Here is a 15,747-nt window from a genome sequence, read left to right on the forward strand (position 1 = left end):
GCTACTCCTCGAACGTCGCCGCCAGTGCCTCCGCCAGGCCGGGCACCAGGTCGGAGCCGGTGAGGACCTCCGTCGGGGAGTCCTTCTCGCGCAGGCGCAGGGCCGACTCACGGGCGCCGTCCCGCAGGACCGCGACCGTCATACGGACCTCCTGGCGGTCCGGGTGGTCCGCCACCCACTTCGTCAGGGCGGCCTCGTCCAGGCCCTGCGGAACCTGGGCCTCCGCGGACGGCGGCAGCATCAGGCGCTCCACGGCGAGGGCACAGCCGACCACCGCGTCGGGCCAGGCGATGGTGGCGAGGAACTCGTCGAGCGGCTTGCCTGTTGGAACTTCGTCCTGCTCGATCGGGGTGAGGCCGGAGCTCTCCGACTCGTCGCCCAGACCGAGCCGGTCCGCGAGCGAGGGTTGTTCGGCCCGGAGGCGGGCGGTGTCGACGAGTGCGAAGAGGCGGGCGGGCTGGTCCCAGCCGAGGCCGGAGACGTACTCGTCGATCTCGAGCACGGCCCGGGTGAGCGGGCTCGCCGCCATGGGAGTGTTGGACATGGTCACAATCCTGCCTCGTTCCTGACCGGAATCGGGAACCGAGTAAACGGTGAGTAAGTTGCATAGGTGGGGGCCCACGATCACGGGGGCCACAGACGGTCCGTGAAGACGCGGGCCTGACGAATCAACAGCGAACTTCGAGGTGCGCACCTTGGCTTTCCAGATGCCGGACCGCGGCGGAGGCCCTTCGGGGCCGCGGATCAGAGTGGGCCGCCCGTCCCGGCGTGTCCGGACCCTGCTCATGACACTGGGCGTCCTGGCCGTCCTCGGCATGGTGTTCACCATGTTCGCGGGCTTTTGGACGGACTGGCTCTGGTACCGGTCGGTGAACTACTCGTCGGTCTTCACCACCACCCTGTGGACCAAGATCGGGCTCTTCTTCGTCTTCGGTCTGCTCATGGCCCTCGCGGTCGGCTTCAACATCTGGCTGGCCCACCGGCTGCGGCCGCCGCTGAGCGCCATGTCCATGGAACAGCAGAACCTCGACCGCTACCGGATGAGCATCGCGCCCTACAAGAAGTGGCTGCTGCTCGGGATCACGGCCCTGGTGGGCCTGATCGCCGGCGCCTCCGCGTCCGGCCAGTGGCGGACCTGGCTGATGTGGATCAACGGCGTGCCCTTCGGCCAGAAGGACCCCCAGTTCAAGCTGGACGTCGCCTTCTACGCCTTCGACCTGCCCTGGTACCGGTTCCTGCTCGGCTTCGGCTTCGCCGCCGCGATCCTGTCCGTGATCGCCGCCGCGCTCACGCACTACCTGTACGGCGGCCTGCGCGTCACCAGCCCCGGCGCCCGCGCCACGGCGGCGGCCACCGGGCACCTGTCGGTGCTCATCGGCATCTTCGTGGCCCTCAAGGCGGTCGCGTACTGGCTCGACCGGTACGGACTCGCGGTCAAGTCCAGCGACTTCAGGGCGACCGACAACTGGACGGGCCTGAGGTACGTCGACGCCAACGCCTACCTGCCGGCCAAGACGATCCTGTTCTGCATCGCCGTCATCTGCGCGCTGCTGTTCTTCGCCACCATCTGGCGGCGCACCTGGCAGCTGCCCGTGATCGGCTTCGGTCTGATGGTGCTCTCCGCGATCCTCATCGGCGGCCTGTACCCGGCGATCGTGCAGAAGTTCCAGGTCCAGCCGAACGAGCAGGCCAAGGAAGCGCCGTACGTCGAGAAGAACCTCGAGGCGACGCGCAAGGCCTACGGCATCGACGGCACCAAGGTCACCGACTACTCGGGCACGAGCAAGACCGAGGACAAGACCACGCTCCGCGACGACGTCGGCTCCACGGCGAGCATCCGGATCATGGACCCGAACATCGTCTCGCCGACGTTCCAGCAGCTCCAGCAGATCAGGAACTACTACGCGTTCCCGAACAACCTGGACGTCGACCGCTACGCCAAGGACGGCAAGGAGCAGGACACGGTCATCGGCCTGCGTGAGCTGAACCTGGCGGGCATCCCGAAGAAGAACTGGATCAACAACCACTTCCGTTACACCCACGGGTTCGGAGTGGTCGCCGCCCAGGGCACCAGCGCCGACGCCCAGGGCCGGCCGAACTTCACGGAGTCCGATCTGCCCTCCGAGGGCGACCTCGGCACGTACGAGCAGCGGATCTACTACGGCGAGAAGACCGACACGTACTCGATCGTCGGCGGTCCCCAGAAGGAGATCGACTACTCCGACGACAACGGCGAGAAGACCACCAGCTACAAGGGCGACAGCGGGGTCAACCTCTCCAACCCGGTCAACCGGGCCGCGTACGCGGTGGCGTTCGGCGAACCGCAGATCCTGTACTCCGGCGCCATCGGCGACGGTTCGCGGATCCTGTACAACCGCACGCCCAAGGAGCGCGTCGAGGCCGTCGCCCCCTGGCTGACCATCGACGGCGACGCCTATCCGGCGGTGGTGAACGGCCGCATCCAGTGGATCGTCGACGCGTACACGACGACGAACGGATACCCGTACTCCTCGCGTACGACCCTCGGTGACACCACGGCGGACTCGCTGACCGCCGCCAACGACAACCGCGCGGTGGTGGCCCAGCAGAACCAGGTCAACTACATCCGCAACTCGGTGAAGGCGACCGTCGACGCGTACACCGGCGAGGTCAAGCTCTACCAGTGGGACACCAAGGACCCGGTCCTGAAGACCTGGATGAAGGCCTTCCCGGACACGGTGGAGCCCAAGGGCGAGATCTCCAAGGACCTGATGGACCACCTGCGCTACCCGCAGGACCTGTTCAAGGTCCAGCGGGAGCTGCTCACGCGCTACCACGTGAGGGACGCGACGACGTTCCTCAGCGGCAGCGAGGTGTGGCAGGTGCCGGACGACCCGACGAACCGGTCGGGCAACGCGGTGCCGCCGTACTACCTGAGCATGAAGATGCCCGACCAGCAGGCCCAGTCGTTCTCGCTGACGACGACCTTCACGCCCAACGGCCGGGACAACCTCAGCGCGTTCATGGCGGTCGACGCCGAGGCGGGCACCAGTGACTACGGCAGGATCAGAATCCTGAAACTGCCGACGAACACGACGGTCAACGGACCCAAGCAGGTCCAGAGCCAGTTCAACTCCCAAGAGGAGATCGCCGAGTCCATCAGGCTCCTGAGAGGCGGCGACTCCGAAGTCGAGTACGGCAACCTGCTGACGGTGCCGCTCGACGGCGGACTGCTCTACGTGGAGCCGGTCTACGTACGCGGTGGTGGACTGAAGTACCCGCTGCTGCGGAAGGTGCTGGTCACCTACGGAGGCCAGACCGCCTTCGAGAACACACTCGACGAGGCCCTCAACAAGATCTTCGGAGCGGAGGGGCAGGCCCCGAAGCCACCGGACGAGGGCGACACCACGACGCCACCGCCGACGTCCGACAACCCGACGGTCCAACAGGCCCTGGAGGATGCCCAGAAGGCGTTCGACGCGGGTCAGGAGGCCCTGAAGGAGAACGACTGGGAGGCGTACGGCCGGGCGCAGAAGGACCTCGAAGAGGCTCTGCAGCGGGCCGAGGACGCGCAGGCCCAGGCCGGCCGCGGGGGTGCCGGGGGCGGCGAGAGCAAGCCCAGTGCCAGCCCCAGCCCCAGCGGCAGTCCGAGCCCGAAGCCGAGCAGTTAGGGCCTGGCCTGGTCAAACGCCCACTCCGCGCCGTGATACAGTTGTGAACACAACGGCGCGGGGTGGAGCAGCTCGGTAGCTCGCTGGGCTCATAACCCAGAGGTCGCAGGTTCAAATCCTGTCCCCGCTACTGAAATCGCGAAGTCCGAGTGACGGAGCGACCGCGAAGGCCCGGATTCCACAAAGGAATCCGGGCCTTCGTGATGTGTGAACGCATGTGCTGGTGCGGGCAGCGGCCGCGCCGCCGGGGGGAGTTGGGCGATCTGTGTTTGACTTGTCTCTCTGTGGGCATGTCGACAAAACGCTGTAGTGACCTCACTGGCTGCGGTATACCAGGTGTACCCAGGTTGCAGGTGGTGCGACGATGGACGTTATGGGGGACAAGGCAACTCTGTTCGAGACAGGGCGTTTTGTGCAGCCTTCCAGCCGGGAGGACACCGACACCCCGGACGAGACCGGGGAGATCGCCGACGAGGCGGCCGAGGAGCTGCGTCAGCGGCTCGCCGCGGAGGCCGGCGACGTCGAGGCGATGAGTGTCCTCGGGGCCATGCTGCTGCGCCGTGGTGATCTCGACGGTGCCGAACCCCATCTGCGTGCCGCCACCGCCGCGGGCGACCGGGCCGCGGCCAACAACCTGGGAGTCCTGCTCCACCAGCGGGGCTACGCCGACGAGGCCGCCGGCTGGTGGCGGATCGCCGCCGTCGCCGGATCCGCGGCGGCCGCGCACGCCCTCGGGCGGCACCACCGCGAGCGCGGCGACGAACCCGCCGCCGAGTACTGGCTGCGCCAGTCCGCGGAACAGGGACACACCCTGGGCGCGTACGCCCTCGCCGACCTGCTGGAGCACCGCGGCGACGCCGGGGCCGAGAAGTGGATGCGGGTGGCGGCCGAGCGCGGGCACCGGGAGGCGGCGTACCGCCTGGCCCGGGCGCTGGACCGGAAGGCGGCGCGGGAGGCCGACGGTGACAACGGTGTCCAGGTGCTGGACGAGGCCGAGCAGTGGTACCGGCAGGCCGCCGCGCGCGGCCACCGGCGGGCCGCGCTGCACCTCGGGACGATCCTGGAGAAGCGCGGCGAGCTCAAGGAGGCCGGACGCTGGTACCTGACGTCCGCCAAGGACGGCGAAGCGCGGGCCGCCTGCGCGCTCGGCTTCCTGCTGCGCGACGCGGGCGACACCGAGAACGCCGCCGTGTGGTGGCTGCGGGCCGCCCAGAACGGCGACGGCAACGCGGCGAACGCGCTGGGCGCGCTGCACGCCGAGCGGGGTGAGACCCAGACCGCCGAGCGCTGGTACCGGGCCGCGATGGACGCGGGCGACGTGAACGGCGCGTACAACCTCGGGCTGCTCTGCGCCGAGCAAGGGCGCACCGCGCAGGCCGAGCAGTGGTACCGGCGCGCGGCCTACGCCGGGCACCGGGAGGCCGCGAACGCGCTGGCGATCCTGCTGCTGCGGGGCGGCGACGAGACGGGCGCGGAGCCGTGGTTCTCCAAGGCCGCGGAGGCCGGGAGTGTGGACGCCGCCTTCAACCTGGGCATCCTGCACGCCGGCCGAGGGGAGGAGCGGGCCGCGCTGCGCTGGTACGAGCGGGCCGCTGCCGCCGGGCACACCGAGGCGGCGCTCCAGGTCGGCATGGCCCGGCTGCGGGACGGCGACGAACAGGAGGCCGAGCGGCACCTGCGGTGTGCGGCCGGGGGTGGGAGCGCCGAGGCCGCGTACCGGCTCGCGACCGTGCTCGACGCGCGCCGGCCGCCCGAGCCCGCGCACGAGCTCGGGGAGCCGGTGCACCGGCGGAGCGAGTGCGAGGAGTGGTACGAGAGAGCCGCTTCGCAGGGGCACCGGCGGGCGCAGGTACGGGTGGGCATGCTCGCGGCGGCCCGGGGGGACGTCGTCGAGGCGGGGCGGTGGTACCGGGAGGCGGCCGAGGCCGGGTCCCGCAACGGGGCGTTCAATCTCGGGCTGCTGCTGGCGCGGGAGGGGAGTGAGCCCGAGGCGGCGGCGTGGTGGACTCGGGCGGCTGACGCCGGGCATGGGCGGGCGGCGTTGCGGCTGGCCCTCGTCTACGCGCGTCGGGGGGAGCTGGCGGAGGGGCAGCGGTGGGCCGACCGGGCGGTGGCGCTGGGGCCGGCCTCTGTGGCGGAACGGGCTGCTCGGTTGCGGGATGCGTTGCGGCAGGAGCTGTCGGCCTGACGCTGCCCTGGGCTGCGAGGTGCTCTGCGTCGATACCGCGGTCGGGTGGGTGCCGGGTAAGCGATTTGCATCCGTCCTCCGCGTTGACGTAACGTTGCATTCAACGACGCGGGGTGGAGCAGCTCGGTAGCTCGCTGGGCTCATAACCCAGAGGTCGCAGGTTCAAATCCTGTCCCCGCTACTGAAGGCCGAGGGCCGGAATCCGGAAGGGTTCCGGCCCTCGGTGTGTCTACAGGCGGTGTCGTACCGCTTCCTCGTGCGAGAAGCCCCGGCACCCATCGGTGCCGGGGCTTTCGCGTGTGCAGACTAGGCGGCCGCGCAGTTCGGGCAGACGCCGCGGTACGTCACCTCGACGTCCGAGACCGTGAAGCCGAAGCGCTCGGAGTCGGGGAGGTCCTTCAGTGGGTTCCCCACCGGGTGCACGTCACGGATCGCGCCGCACTGGGCGCAGACCAGGTGGTGGTGCGGCTGGTGGGCGTTCGGGTCGTACCGCTTGGCGCGCTGGTCGGTGGAGACCTCGAGCACCTCGCCCAGCGACACGAGCTCGCCGAGCGTGTTGTAGACGGTCGCCCGGGAGATCTCGGGCAGCTTGGTGACGGCCCGGGCGTGGACCTCGTCGGCCGTCAGGTGGACGTGTTCGCCGTCGAGGACCTCGGCCACGACGCGCCGCTGCGCGGTCATCCGCCATCCGCGTCCGCGCAGCCGTTCCAGAAGGTCACTCATAGCCACAGCCTAACAGCAAGAGGGACCAGGTCGCGAACAGGTGTGAAGTTAGAGCCTTGCTTTTCTTAGACAATATCTATTGTAGGATCGAGAATGACTTTGGCCGAGGAACAGGAACGGTCAGGACGGCCCAGGAAGCACAGATGACGCAGGGACCGCTCACGACGGAGGCCGGTGCTCCGGTCGCCGACAACCAGAACAGCGAGACCGCGGGTGTGGGCGGCCCGGTGCTCGTCCAGGACCAGCTCCTGCTGGAGAAGCTCGCCCACTTCAACCGCGAGCGCATCCCGGAGCGCGTCGTGCACGCCCGTGGCGCCGGGGCCTACGGCACCTTCACGGTGACCGCCGACGTCACCCCGTACACCCGCGCCGCGTTCCTCTCCGAGATCGGCAAGCAGACCGAGGTCTTCCTGCGCTTCTCGACCGTGGCCGGCAACCTGGGGGCGGCGGACGCGGTCCGTGACCCGCGCGGCTTCGCGCTGAAGTTCTACACCGAGCAGGGCAACTACGACCTCGTCGGCAACAACACTCCGGTGTTCTTCATCAAGGACGCCATCAAGTTCCCGGACTTCATCCACACCCAGAAGCGCGACCCGTACACCGGCTCGACGGAGGCGGACAACGTCTGGGACTTCTGGAGCCTGTCGCCCGAGTCCGCGCACCAGGTGACCTGGCTGTTCGGTGACCGCGGCATCCCCGCCTCGTACCGCCACATGGACGGCTTCGGCTCGCACACCTTCCAGTGGCAGAACGAGGCCGGCGAGGTCTTCTGGGTCAAGTACCACTTCAAGACCGACCAGGGGATCAGGAACCTCACCCAGGCCGAGGCCGACAGGCTGGCCGGCGAGGACCCGGACAGCCACCAGCGCGATCTGCGCGAGGCCATCGAGCGCGGTGAGTTCCCGTCCTGGACCGTACAGGTGCAGATCATGCCGGAGGCGGACGCGGCGACGTACCGCTTCAACCCGTTCGACCTGACCAAGGTCTGGCCGCACGCCGACCACCCGCCGATCGAGATCGGCAAGCTGGAGCTCAACCGCAACCCGGAGAACATCTTCGCCGAGGTCGAGCAGTCGATCTTCAGCCCCGCGCACTTCGTGCCGGGCATCGGCCCGTCCCCGGACAAGATGCTCCAGGGCCGCCTCTTCGCGTACGGCGACGCCCACCGCTACCGCGTCGGCATCAACGCCGACCACCTGCCGGTGAACCGCCCGCACGCCACCGTGGCGCGCACCAACTCCCGTGACGGTCACCTCTACGACGGCCGCCACAAGGGCGCGAAGAACTACGAGCCGAACAGCTTCGGCGGCCCGTTCCAGACGGACCGTCCGCTGTGGTCCGCCACGGCCGTGAGCGGCGTGACGGGCAGCCATCCGGCCCCTGTCCATGCCGAGGGCGACGACTTCGTGCAGGCGGGCAACCTCTACCGGCTGATGAGCGAGGACGAGAAGGAACGGCTGATCGCCAACCTGGCGGGCTTCATCGCCAGGGTCTCGCTGGACGACATCGTCGAGCGGGCGATCGACAACTTCCGTCGGGCCGACGGAGACTACGGCAAACGGCTTGAGGCCGCGGTCCAGGCCCTGCGCGGCTGAACTCCAGCACTGGACCGCTCGTGGCAGGGACGGCCCGGGCCCCTTCGGGGGGCCCGGGCCGTTTGCGCTGTCAGGCGGGCACCTGCTGACGCGTCGGTGCCCAGCAGCTGATGATGTCGCGGACCGAGACGACACCGGCGGGCTCGTCGTCCTCGAGCACGATGAGGTGACGGAAACCGCCGTGCGCCATGGCGGCGGCCGCCTCCTCCAGGGTCCAGGCCGGAGCGGCGAACACGACGTCGGTGGTGGTGTGGTCGTGGACGCGTTCCGTGTCAGGGTCCTGGCCCTGTCCCACGGAGATGAGGATGTCGCGTTCGGTGAGGATGCCGATGCCGCCGGCGTCGGGGTCGTGGACGATGGCCGCACCGACCTTGCGGGCGGCCATCAGCGCGGCGGCCTGGCGGAGAGTGTGGGTCGGGCCGATGGTGAGGACGACGGTGCTCATGGCGTCACGGACGAGCATGGATCGAGCCACCTCCTGGGAGTGTCCCGCCGTTTGTTCATCTTTTCACAAGTTCACAAGCGGGCGGACTCTCAGGGTGGCAGGCATAGGGAGGGCCAACAAGGGGGCGCGCTCGTATCAGAGGACGCGCCCTCAGTAGCGCTGGTTGAGATACCCCAGCAATTCGTCGTGCAGCAGACCGTTCGACGCGGCCGCGTTGCCGCTGTGCGGGCCCGGTCGGGAGTCGAGTCCGGTGAAGGTGCCGCCGGCCTCGGTGACGATGATCGCGTTGGCGGCCATGTCCCAGAGCGACAGCTCCGGCTCGGCGCACATGTCGACGGCGCCCTCGGCGACCATCATGTACGGCCAGAAGTCGCCGTACGCGCGCGTGCGCCACACCTCGCGGGTGAGGTCCAGGAAGCCGTCCAGGCGGCCCTGCTCCTCCCAGCCGCTGAGCGAGGAGTACGCGAAGGAGGCGTCGGCGAGTTTTCCGACGCGGGAGACCTGGAGACGGGTCGCCTTCGTGAGGCTGCGGCCGGAGAACGCGCCGTAGCCCTTCGCGGCCCACCAACGGCGGCCGAGGGCGGGGGCGGAGACGACGCCGACGACGGGCTGGAAGCCGCCCTCGCCGGCTTCCATCAGGGAGATGAGGGTGGCCCAGACGGGGACGCCGCGTACGTAGTTCTTGGTGCCGTCGATCGGGTCGATCACCCAGCGGCGGGGGCCGGTGCCCTCGACGCCGTACTCCTCGCCGAGGATCGCGTCCCTGGGGCGGGCGCGGGCGAGTTGGCCGCGGACGAGTTCTTCGGCGGCCTTGTCCGCTTCGCTCACCGGGGTCATGTCCGGTTTGGTCTCGACCTTGAGGTCGAGGGCCTTGAACCGGTCCGTCGTCGCGGCGTCGGCGGCGTCGGCGAGGACGTGGGCGAGACGCAGGTCGTCGAGGTAGTCGGGCATGTAACGAACCTATCTGCCGAGGTGGGGCTGGGGCTACAGGGGGCTTGGGGGTCGGGTGGGGGTGTTGGACTCCTGTCGCCCCAGCGGCACGACTGCCCGTAGCTCAGCGGACACGCACCCGCGGCCGCGCGCGGCCCGGACCCAGGACCCGCGAGCGGGAGCCACGGCCAAAACCGCCGGAGGCACCCGCGGAGGTCGGCTCAAAGGCGCCCCCGCGTGCGCTCGTGAACCCTTGACAGTGGTTTCGTGCGCGTCAAATCTGGGCGCAGAGCCGCTCGCCCCAAGGGGAGGCGAAATGCCTGCAGCGCGGGAATCTCTACTGGACGCCGCTTTCACGGCGCTGACGCGTCGGCCGTGGTCCGCCGTACGGATGGTGGACGTGGCCGCGGCGGCAGGAGTGTCCCGGCAGACGCTGTACAACGAGTTCGGCAGCAAGGACGGCCTCGCCCGGGCGCTCGTGAGGAGAGAAGCCGACGGATATCTCGCCGGTGTCGACCACGCGCTCACCGCGCACAGCGACCCGCGGGACCGGCTCACCGCCACCGCCGAGTGGACCACCGCGGCGGCCGGCGAGAACGCCCTCGTCCGTGCCATGCTCACCGGCTGCTGGAGCGAACGGCTGCCGTCCCCGGCCCTGTCGGCCGTGCCCTCCACCTCCGCCGTACCGGCCCAGCGCCGCGCCGACGGCCCACTGCCCTCGCCCGGCGACCTCGTCGCCCTCGTCCGCGACCGCGCCGTCACCGCCCTGGCAGGTCCCGGCACCCCCGGATCCGACACCGCCGACCTGGCCCGCTCCTGCGAACTCGCCGTCCGGCTCGCCCTGTCCTGCGTGGCCGCGCCACCCGGCGAGGGCGGCGTCGCCGGCCTGATCCGCAGCGCCCTTCAGCGCCAGGCCGGCTGACAGGACGTCAGTGCGCCGAACCCGACAACTGCAGCCCGATCACACCGATGATGACGAGACTGATCGACACGATCTTCAGCGTCGACACCAGGTCGCCCAGGAACACCATGCCGTAGATCGCCGTGCCGGCCGCGCCGATGCCGGTCCACACGGCGTAGGCGGGACCCACGTCGAGCTTCTTCAGCGCCAGGGTCAGCAGACCGAAGCTGCCGATGGCGAAGACGCAGAACGCGATCGTCGGCCAGAGCCGCGTGAAACCGTGCGACAGCTTCAGACACACGGCGAAGCCGGTCTCCAGCAACCCCGCCACTATGACCAGCAGCCACGCCATGAGTCGTTCCTCCCGTATCCCACGTTCAGCGACCGCTTAGTCAGTTCGAGCAAGTACGCCAGATTCGTCAGCTTCTGGTCGGTCTTGCATCCGGCTTGGTGCGATTATGCACTTACCGTCCGCACGCCATGACAAACAACGCGGAGGTCAGCCGCCTTCCTCAGCCGCTTCCTCAGTCGCCTTCCTTCCGCTCCCGCGTGGCCAGCATCCGCCGCAGCGAGTACAGCCGCGCCGGATCCGCGTGCCCCTCGGCCACCCACGCGTCCAGCGCGCAGTCGGGCTCGTCATGGCTGCACGCGCGTGGGCAGCCCTCGGTGCCCGGCTCCAGGTCGGGAAAGGCGTGGATGACCCGGGACGGGTCCACGTGGTGCAGGCCGAAGGACCGAATGCCCGGCGTGTCGATCATCCAGCCGTCGCTGTCCGCCAGCGGCAGCGCCAGCGCCGAGGTGGTGGTGTGCCGGCCACGGCCCGTCACCGCGTTCACATGCCCGGTCGTACGCCGCTGCTCCTGCGGCACCAGCGCGTTCACCAGGGTCGTCTTGCCGACACCGGAGTGGCCGACGAACGCGGTGATCTTGCCGTCGAGCTGCTCGCGTACGCGGGCGACGGCGGTGCCGTTCTGGAGTTCCTCGCGGCTGGTGACGACGTAGGGGATGTCGAGGTGGCCGTAGAGCTCCAGCAGCTTGTCGGGCGGGGCGAGGTCCGACTTGGTCAGGACCAGCAGCGGGTCCAGGCCGCCGGCGTAGGCCGCGACCAGACAGCGGTCGATCAGCCGCGGGCGGGGTTCGGGGTCGGCCAGGGCGGTGACGACCGCCAGCTGGTCGGCGTTGGCGACGACCACGCGCTCGTACGGGTCGTCGTCGTCCGCGGTGCGGCGGAGCACGGACGTGCGCTCCGCGATGCGGACGATCCTCGCGAGCGAGTCCTTCTTGCCCGACAGGTCGCCCACGAGGGCCACCCGGTCTCCGACCACGGCCGCCTTGCGGCCCAGCTCGCGGGCCTTCATCGCCATGACCACACGGTCCTCGACGAGGCAGGTCAGGCGGCCCCGGTCGACGGTGAGGACGAGGCCCTCGGCGGCGTCCTCGTGCTTGGGCCGGATGTTCGTCCGGGGCCGGGTGTTCCGGCGGCCGGGACGGGTGCGGATGTCGTCCTCGTCGGTGTGCTTGCCGTAGCGGCGCATGACCTGATCCCCGTGTCCTACGCCCCGAGCATCCCGGTCCACAGGTCGGGGAAGTCGGGCAGCGTCTTGGCCGTCGTCGCCACGTTCTCGATCTGCACGCCCTCGACGGCGAGGCCGATGATCGCCCCGGCCGTGGCCATGCGGTGGTCGTCGTACGTGTGGAAGATCCCGCCGTGCAGCCGGCGCGGGCGGACGTGCAGACCGTCGGCGGTCTCCGTGACGTCACCGCCGAGTTCGTTGATCTCCTTGGTCAGCGCGGCCAGGCGGTCCGTCTCGTGCAGCCGCAGATGGGCCACACCGCGCAGGGTCGACGGGGAGTCCGCGAGGGCCGCGACCGCCGCGACGCCCGGCGTCAGCTCGCCGACCTCGCTCAGGTCGACGTCGATGCCGTGGATCGAGCCGGAGCCGGTGAACACGAGCCCGTACTCGGTCAGTTCGCAGGAGCCGCCCATCTCGGTGAAGATCTCGCGCAGCCGGTCACCGGGCTGGGTGGTGCGGGCCGGCCAGTCCGGGATGACGACCCGGCCGCCGGTGACGAGCGCGGCCGCCAGGAACGGCTGGGCGTTGGACAGGTCCGGCTCGATGGTCAGGTCGCGCCCGAGCAGGGCACCCGGCGTGACCCGCCAGACGTTGGGCTCGCCGCCCGACTCGGGCGTGTCCACCTGGGCGCCGACCGCGCGCAGCATGTCGACGGTCATGCGGATGTGCGGCATGGAGGGCAGCGTGGCGCCGGTGTGGCGGACCTCGACGCCCTGGTTGAAGCGCGGGCCGGACAGCAGCAGGGCGCTCACGAACTGCGACGAGGAGGACGCGTCGATCGCGACGGGGCCGCCGTCCAGGGCGCCGCTGCCGTGCACGGTCAGCGGCAGCGCGCCACGGCCGTCGTCATCGATCCGGGCGCCGAGCTGACGCAGCGCGTCGATGACTCCGTTCAGGGGACGCTCGTACGAGCGGGGATCACCGTCGAAGCGGACCGGACCGTCGGCGAGCGCGGCGACCGGCGGCAGGAACCGCATCACCGTGCCGGCGTTGCCGACGTCGACCGTGGCCGGGCCGCGCAGGCCCGTGGGGATCACACGCCAGGCCTCGCCGGTGCCGTCCGGGCCGACCCCTTCCTCGATCTCGATGCCCATGGCGCGCAGCGCGCCGGCCATCAGCAGCGTGTCGCGCGAGCGCAGGGGGCGGCGCAGCCAGCCCGGTTCGGAGGCGAGGGAGGCGAGGACCAGGGCGCGGTTGGTGACCGACTTGGACCCGGGCACGTGGACCGTCGCGTCGACGGCTCCGCTCGCGTGCGGGGCGGGCCAGAGGGCGGTGTCTGCGGTGTTCGGGGCCATGGCTTCACTTTATAAGGAGGCAGTACGGCAGGGCGTTCTTCGGGTGGGGCACCGCCGGGGGTGTTCGCGCCATGCGGCGCAGCCGCACATCGGCAGGGCCCCGCACCCCTGGGGCAGGGCCGGTCACACCCCCAGCAACCAGCGCCCTCCGCCGATCAGGGAGCACAGCGACACCGCGTGGAACAGGAAGAACCACAATCCCGCCGGGACATGCGTCAGGCGCGACAACTGGTCCGCGTCCGAGTCCCCCGCCCCGCCCCGCGCCCGCTTCGCCTGGAGCTCGAACGCCGGACGCACTCCGCCCACCAGCAGGAACCACACCACCGCGTACGCGAAAGCCGCCTGCACCTGGGGGCCGGCCAGCCAGGACACCACCACGAACAGGCCGCCGGTGACGATCATGGTCAGGGCGCCGTACGCGTTGCGGATCATCACGAGCATGGCCAGAAGCAGGGCGGTGGCCAGCCACAGCAGGAGCGTGATGCGGCCGGCGCCCAGCAGGGCCGCGCCGCCGAGGCCGAGCAGGGGCGGGGCGGTGTAGCCCGAGGCCGCGGTGAGGATCATGCCGATGCCGTGCGGCTTGCCGCGGCTGACGGTCAGGCCGCTGGTGTCCGAGTGCAGCCGTATGCCCGTGAGGGTGCGGCCGGTGAGCAGGGCCACGAGCCCGTGGCCGCCCTCGTGGGCGATGGTGATGGCGTTGCGGGAGATGCGCCACAGGCCGTGCGGGATCACCACGGCGAGCGCGACTGCCAGGGTCGCGGCTACCACCCAGAGGTCGGGCTCGGGCTGGGTGCCGGAGACCTCGTCCCAGAGGGAGGCGAGCGAGGTGGTTGCGGTGCTGTCCATGTGCGGCGTCGGCTCCCTGTGGGCGGATGGAATCTGGCAGTGTGGCACGTATGTGCGGACGGTATGCAGCGAGTCGTAGGCCAGAGGATCTCGCAGGAATCTTTGAGATCGAGAAGTGGGAGCCCGAGGAGACTCTGGAGCCCGACTACAACGTGGCGCCCACCAAAGAGGTCTACGCCGTCCTCGACCGCCCTCTGAAAGACGCGGACGACCCGCGACCGGTTCGGCAGCTGCGCACGCTGAAGTGGGGGCTCGTCCCGTCCTGGTCGAAGACCCCCGAGGGCGGTGCCCGGATGATCAACGCCCGGGCGGAAACCGTCCACGAGAAGCCGTCCTACCGCCGCGCCTTCACCTCCCGGCGCTGCGTCCTGCCCGCCGACGGCTACTACGAGTGGGTCACCGGCACACAGGAGCGCGAGCTGGAGGTCGAGGGCAAGAAGAAGCGGCCGCGCAAGCAGCCCTACTTCGTGACACCGGCGGACGGGTCGGTCTTCGCCATGGCCGGGCTGTACGAGTTCTGGCGGGACAAGACGCTGCCGGACGACCACCCGCAGGCCTGGTGGGTGACGTGTTCCGTCCTCACCACCGAGGCCGAGACGAGCCCGCTGGCGGTGTCCCCGGCGGACGGTCCGCGGGCCCTGGCCGAGATCCACCCCCGGATGCCGCTGATGCTGACGCCGGACCGCTGGGACGCCTGGCTGGACCCGTCCCGCACGGACGTCGACGACCTGCGCGAGCTGCTCGCCCCGCCGCCCGCCGGGCTGATGCGCGCCTACCCCGTCACGACGGCCGTCAGCAACGTCCGCAACAACGGCCCGGAGCTGCTGAAGGAGCTGGAAGGGCCGGAAGAGGGCACACTCTTCTGACGTGAGTTCCGACACGACCGAGATCGTCGACACCGACGCCGGCCCCGCCCGTATCACCTGGCACCAGGCGAAGAAGGCCCGGCTGGTGCTCGCCGTCAGCCACGGCGCCGGCGGCGGCATCGAGGCCCGCGACCTGCAGGCCCTGGCCGCCGCCCTACCCGCCCACGGTGTCACCGTGGCCCGTGTGGAGCAGCCCTGGCGGGTGGCCGGGAAGAAGCTGGCGCCCGCGCCCAGGACGCTGGACATCGGGTGGCGGGGCATCTGGCCCGCGCTGGCCGAGCCCGGACTGCCGGTGGTGTCCGGCGGCCGCAGTGCCGGAGCCCGCGTGGCCTGCCGTACCGCCACGGAACTCCGCGCCCACGCGGTGCTCGCCCTCAGTTTCCCCCTCCACCCGCCCGGCAAGCCCGAGAAGTCCCGCGCCGTCGAGCTGCTGGGTTCCGGGGTGCCCACCCTGGTCGTCCAGGGCGGGAACGACCCCTTCGGCAAGCCCGAGGAGTTCCCCGAGGGACCGTACGGGCTCGTCGAGGTGCCCTACGGCGATCATGGCTTCGCCGTCCCCAAGCGTGCGGAGATTACGCAGGACGAGGCAGTGGCGGTCATCACGGACGCGGTCGTGGAGTGGACCGGGTCACTCGGGTAAAGCTTCGGGAATGCCGGGGCGGCGAGCTCTGTTGTGCGGGACGTACGTGCTGGGGACCAGCACCGACGCCGTAGGAGAGGAAGTCCGCCGCATG

General features: G+C 70.3%; 14 protein-coding genes and 2 tRNA genes. 8 read left to right on the forward strand and 8 right to left on the reverse strand.

The genetic code is table 11. From position 1 onward, the window contains the following. Position 1 precedes the first annotated feature (1 nt). Complete coding sequence (locus HDA41_RS26610; protein WP_184987886.1) at positions 2 to 544, reverse strand: PPA1309 family protein; 543 nt, start codon at positions 542 to 544, stop codon at positions 2 to 4. Between the two features lie 163 nt (positions 545 to 707). On the opposite strand from HDA41_RS26610, the gene HDA41_RS26615 reads away from it, so the two are divergent. The 4 genes from HDA41_RS26615 (at position 708) to HDA41_RS26630 (ending at position 6,019) form a co-directional block, all read left to right on the forward strand. Further along, positions 708 to 3,650 (forward strand): UPF0182 family membrane protein, encoded by a 2,943-nt coding sequence (locus HDA41_RS26615; protein WP_184993757.1) that lies wholly within the window; start codon positions 708 to 710, stop codon positions 3,648 to 3,650. Positions 3,651 to 3,706: 56 nt separating this feature from the next. Further along, positions 3,707 to 3,780: transfer RNA gene (locus HDA41_RS26620), tRNA-Met, on the forward strand. A gap of 234 nt (positions 3,781 to 4,014) precedes the next feature. Beyond that, complete coding sequence (locus tag HDA41_RS26625) at positions 4,015 to 5,838, forward strand: tetratricopeptide repeat protein (protein WP_184987889.1); 1,824 nt, start codon at positions 4,015 to 4,017, stop codon at positions 5,836 to 5,838. Between the two features lie 107 nt (positions 5,839 to 5,945). Next, a tRNA-Met gene (locus tag HDA41_RS26630) sits at positions 5,946 to 6,019 on the forward strand. A gap of 125 nt (positions 6,020 to 6,144) precedes the next feature. Here HDA41_RS26630 and HDA41_RS26635 read toward each other — a convergent pair. After that, positions 6,145 to 6,561, reverse strand: coding sequence for a Fur family transcriptional regulator (locus tag HDA41_RS26635; protein WP_184987891.1), 417 nt, complete (start codon positions 6,559 to 6,561; stop codon positions 6,145 to 6,147). 143 nt (positions 6,562 to 6,704) lie between these two features. Here HDA41_RS26635 and HDA41_RS26640 point away from each other — a divergent pair, with 143 nt between their 5' ends. Next, positions 6,705 to 8,156, forward strand: coding sequence for a catalase (locus HDA41_RS26640; protein ID WP_184987893.1), 1,452 nt, complete (start codon positions 6,705 to 6,707; stop codon positions 8,154 to 8,156). Between the two features lie 70 nt (positions 8,157 to 8,226). On the opposite strand, the gene HDA41_RS26645 is transcribed toward HDA41_RS26640, so the two are convergent. Next, entirely contained in the window at positions 8,227 to 8,619 is a 393-nt protein-coding gene (locus tag HDA41_RS26645; protein ID WP_184987895.1) for a CBS domain-containing protein, read from the reverse strand. A 132-nt stretch (positions 8,620 to 8,751) separates the two neighbouring features. Continuing rightward, positions 8,752 to 9,552 carry a histidinol-phosphatase gene (hisN, locus tag HDA41_RS26650; protein ID WP_184987897.1) on the reverse strand — a complete coding sequence of 267 codons (801 nt, stop codon included), beginning with the start codon at positions 9,550 to 9,552 and terminating at the stop codon, positions 8,752 to 8,754. Positions 9,553 to 9,847: 295 nt separating this feature from the next. On the opposite strand from hisN, the gene HDA41_RS26655 reads away from it, so the two are divergent. Beyond that, positions 9,848 to 10,453: a TetR/AcrR family transcriptional regulator gene (locus HDA41_RS26655; RefSeq protein WP_184987899.1), complete on the forward strand. Its 606-nt coding sequence runs from the start codon at positions 9,848 to 9,850 to the stop codon at positions 10,451 to 10,453. Between the two features lie 7 nt (positions 10,454 to 10,460). Here HDA41_RS26655 and HDA41_RS26660 read toward each other — a convergent pair whose 3' ends face one another. From HDA41_RS26660 to HDA41_RS26675, 4 genes are all read right to left on the reverse strand, one after another. Next, a complete protein-coding gene (locus tag HDA41_RS26660) occupies positions 10,461 to 10,784 on the reverse strand; it encodes a DMT family transporter (RefSeq protein ID WP_184987901.1) in 324 nt (107 codons plus the stop codon). Between the two features lie 172 nt (positions 10,785 to 10,956). Then, a complete protein-coding gene (rsgA, locus tag HDA41_RS26665; protein ID WP_184987904.1) occupies positions 10,957 to 11,967 on the reverse strand; it encodes a ribosome small subunit-dependent GTPase A in 1,011 nt (336 codons plus the stop codon). A gap of 17 nt (positions 11,968 to 11,984) precedes the next feature. Beyond that, positions 11,985 to 13,301, reverse strand: a complete 1,317-nt coding sequence (aroA, locus tag HDA41_RS26670) for a 3-phosphoshikimate 1-carboxyvinyltransferase (RefSeq protein WP_184987906.1) — start codon at positions 13,299 to 13,301, stop codon at positions 11,985 to 11,987. A 123-nt stretch (positions 13,302 to 13,424) separates the two neighbouring features. Continuing rightward, positions 13,425 to 14,147 (reverse strand): M50 family metallopeptidase, encoded by a 723-nt coding sequence (locus HDA41_RS26675; protein WP_184987908.1) that lies wholly within the window; start codon positions 14,145 to 14,147, stop codon positions 13,425 to 13,427. A 50-nt stretch (positions 14,148 to 14,197) separates the two neighbouring features. Between HDA41_RS26675 and HDA41_RS26680 the strand changes: the two genes are divergently transcribed. Then, positions 14,198 to 15,013, forward strand: coding sequence for an SOS response-associated peptidase (locus HDA41_RS26680; RefSeq protein ID WP_184987910.1), 816 nt, complete (start codon positions 14,198 to 14,200; stop codon positions 15,011 to 15,013). Between the two features lies 1 nt (position 15,014). Beyond that, a complete protein-coding gene (locus HDA41_RS26685; RefSeq protein ID WP_184987912.1) occupies positions 15,015 to 15,653 on the forward strand; it encodes an alpha/beta hydrolase family protein in 639 nt (212 codons plus the stop codon). Positions 15,654 to 15,747: the final 94 nt, after the last annotated feature.

The organism is Streptomyces caelestis, from assembly GCF_014205255.1.
Taxonomy (GTDB): Bacteria; Actinomycetota; Actinomycetes; order Streptomycetales; family Streptomycetaceae; genus Streptomyces; species Streptomyces caelestis.

Bases quoted from the DNA above. Each gene is read 5' to 3' on its own strand.
- HDA41_RS26610 (WP_184987886.1), bottom strand. From the start codon at position 544: ATGTCCAACACTCCCATGGCGGCGAGCCCGCTCACCCGGGCCGTGCTC.
- HDA41_RS26615 (WP_184993757.1), top strand. From the start codon at position 708: ATGCCGGACCGCGGCGGAGGCCCTTCGGGGCCGCGGATCAGAGTGGGC.
- HDA41_RS26625 (WP_184987889.1), top strand. From the start codon at position 4,015: ATGGACGTTATGGGGGACAAGGCAACTCTGTTCGAGACAGGGCGTTTT.
- HDA41_RS26635 (WP_184987891.1), bottom strand. From the start codon at position 6,561: ATGAGTGACCTTCTGGAACGGCTGCGCGGACGCGGATGGCGGATGACC.
- HDA41_RS26640 (WP_184987893.1), top strand. From the start codon at position 6,705: ATGACGCAGGGACCGCTCACGACGGAGGCCGGTGCTCCGGTCGCCGAC.
- HDA41_RS26645 (WP_184987895.1), bottom strand. From the start codon at position 8,619: ATGCTCGTCCGTGACGCCATGAGCACCGTCGTCCTCACCATCGGCCCG.
- hisN (WP_184987897.1), bottom strand. From the start codon at position 9,552: ATGCCCGACTACCTCGACGACCTGCGTCTCGCCCACGTCCTCGCCGAC.
- HDA41_RS26655 (WP_184987899.1), top strand. From the start codon at position 9,848: ATGCCTGCAGCGCGGGAATCTCTACTGGACGCCGCTTTCACGGCGCTG.
- HDA41_RS26660 (WP_184987901.1), bottom strand. From the start codon at position 10,784: ATGGCGTGGCTGCTGGTCATAGTGGCGGGGTTGCTGGAGACCGGCTTC.
- rsgA (WP_184987904.1), bottom strand. From the start codon at position 11,967: ATGCGCCGCTACGGCAAGCACACCGACGAGGACGACATCCGCACCCGT.
- aroA (WP_184987906.1), bottom strand. From the start codon at position 13,301: ATGGCCCCGAACACCGCAGACACCGCCCTCTGGCCCGCCCCGCACGCG.
- HDA41_RS26675 (WP_184987908.1), bottom strand. From the start codon at position 14,147: ATGGACAGCACCGCAACCACCTCGCTCGCCTCCCTCTGGGACGAGGTC.
- HDA41_RS26680 (WP_184987910.1), top strand. From the start codon at position 14,198: ATGTGCGGACGGTATGCAGCGAGTCGTAGGCCAGAGGATCTCGCAGGA.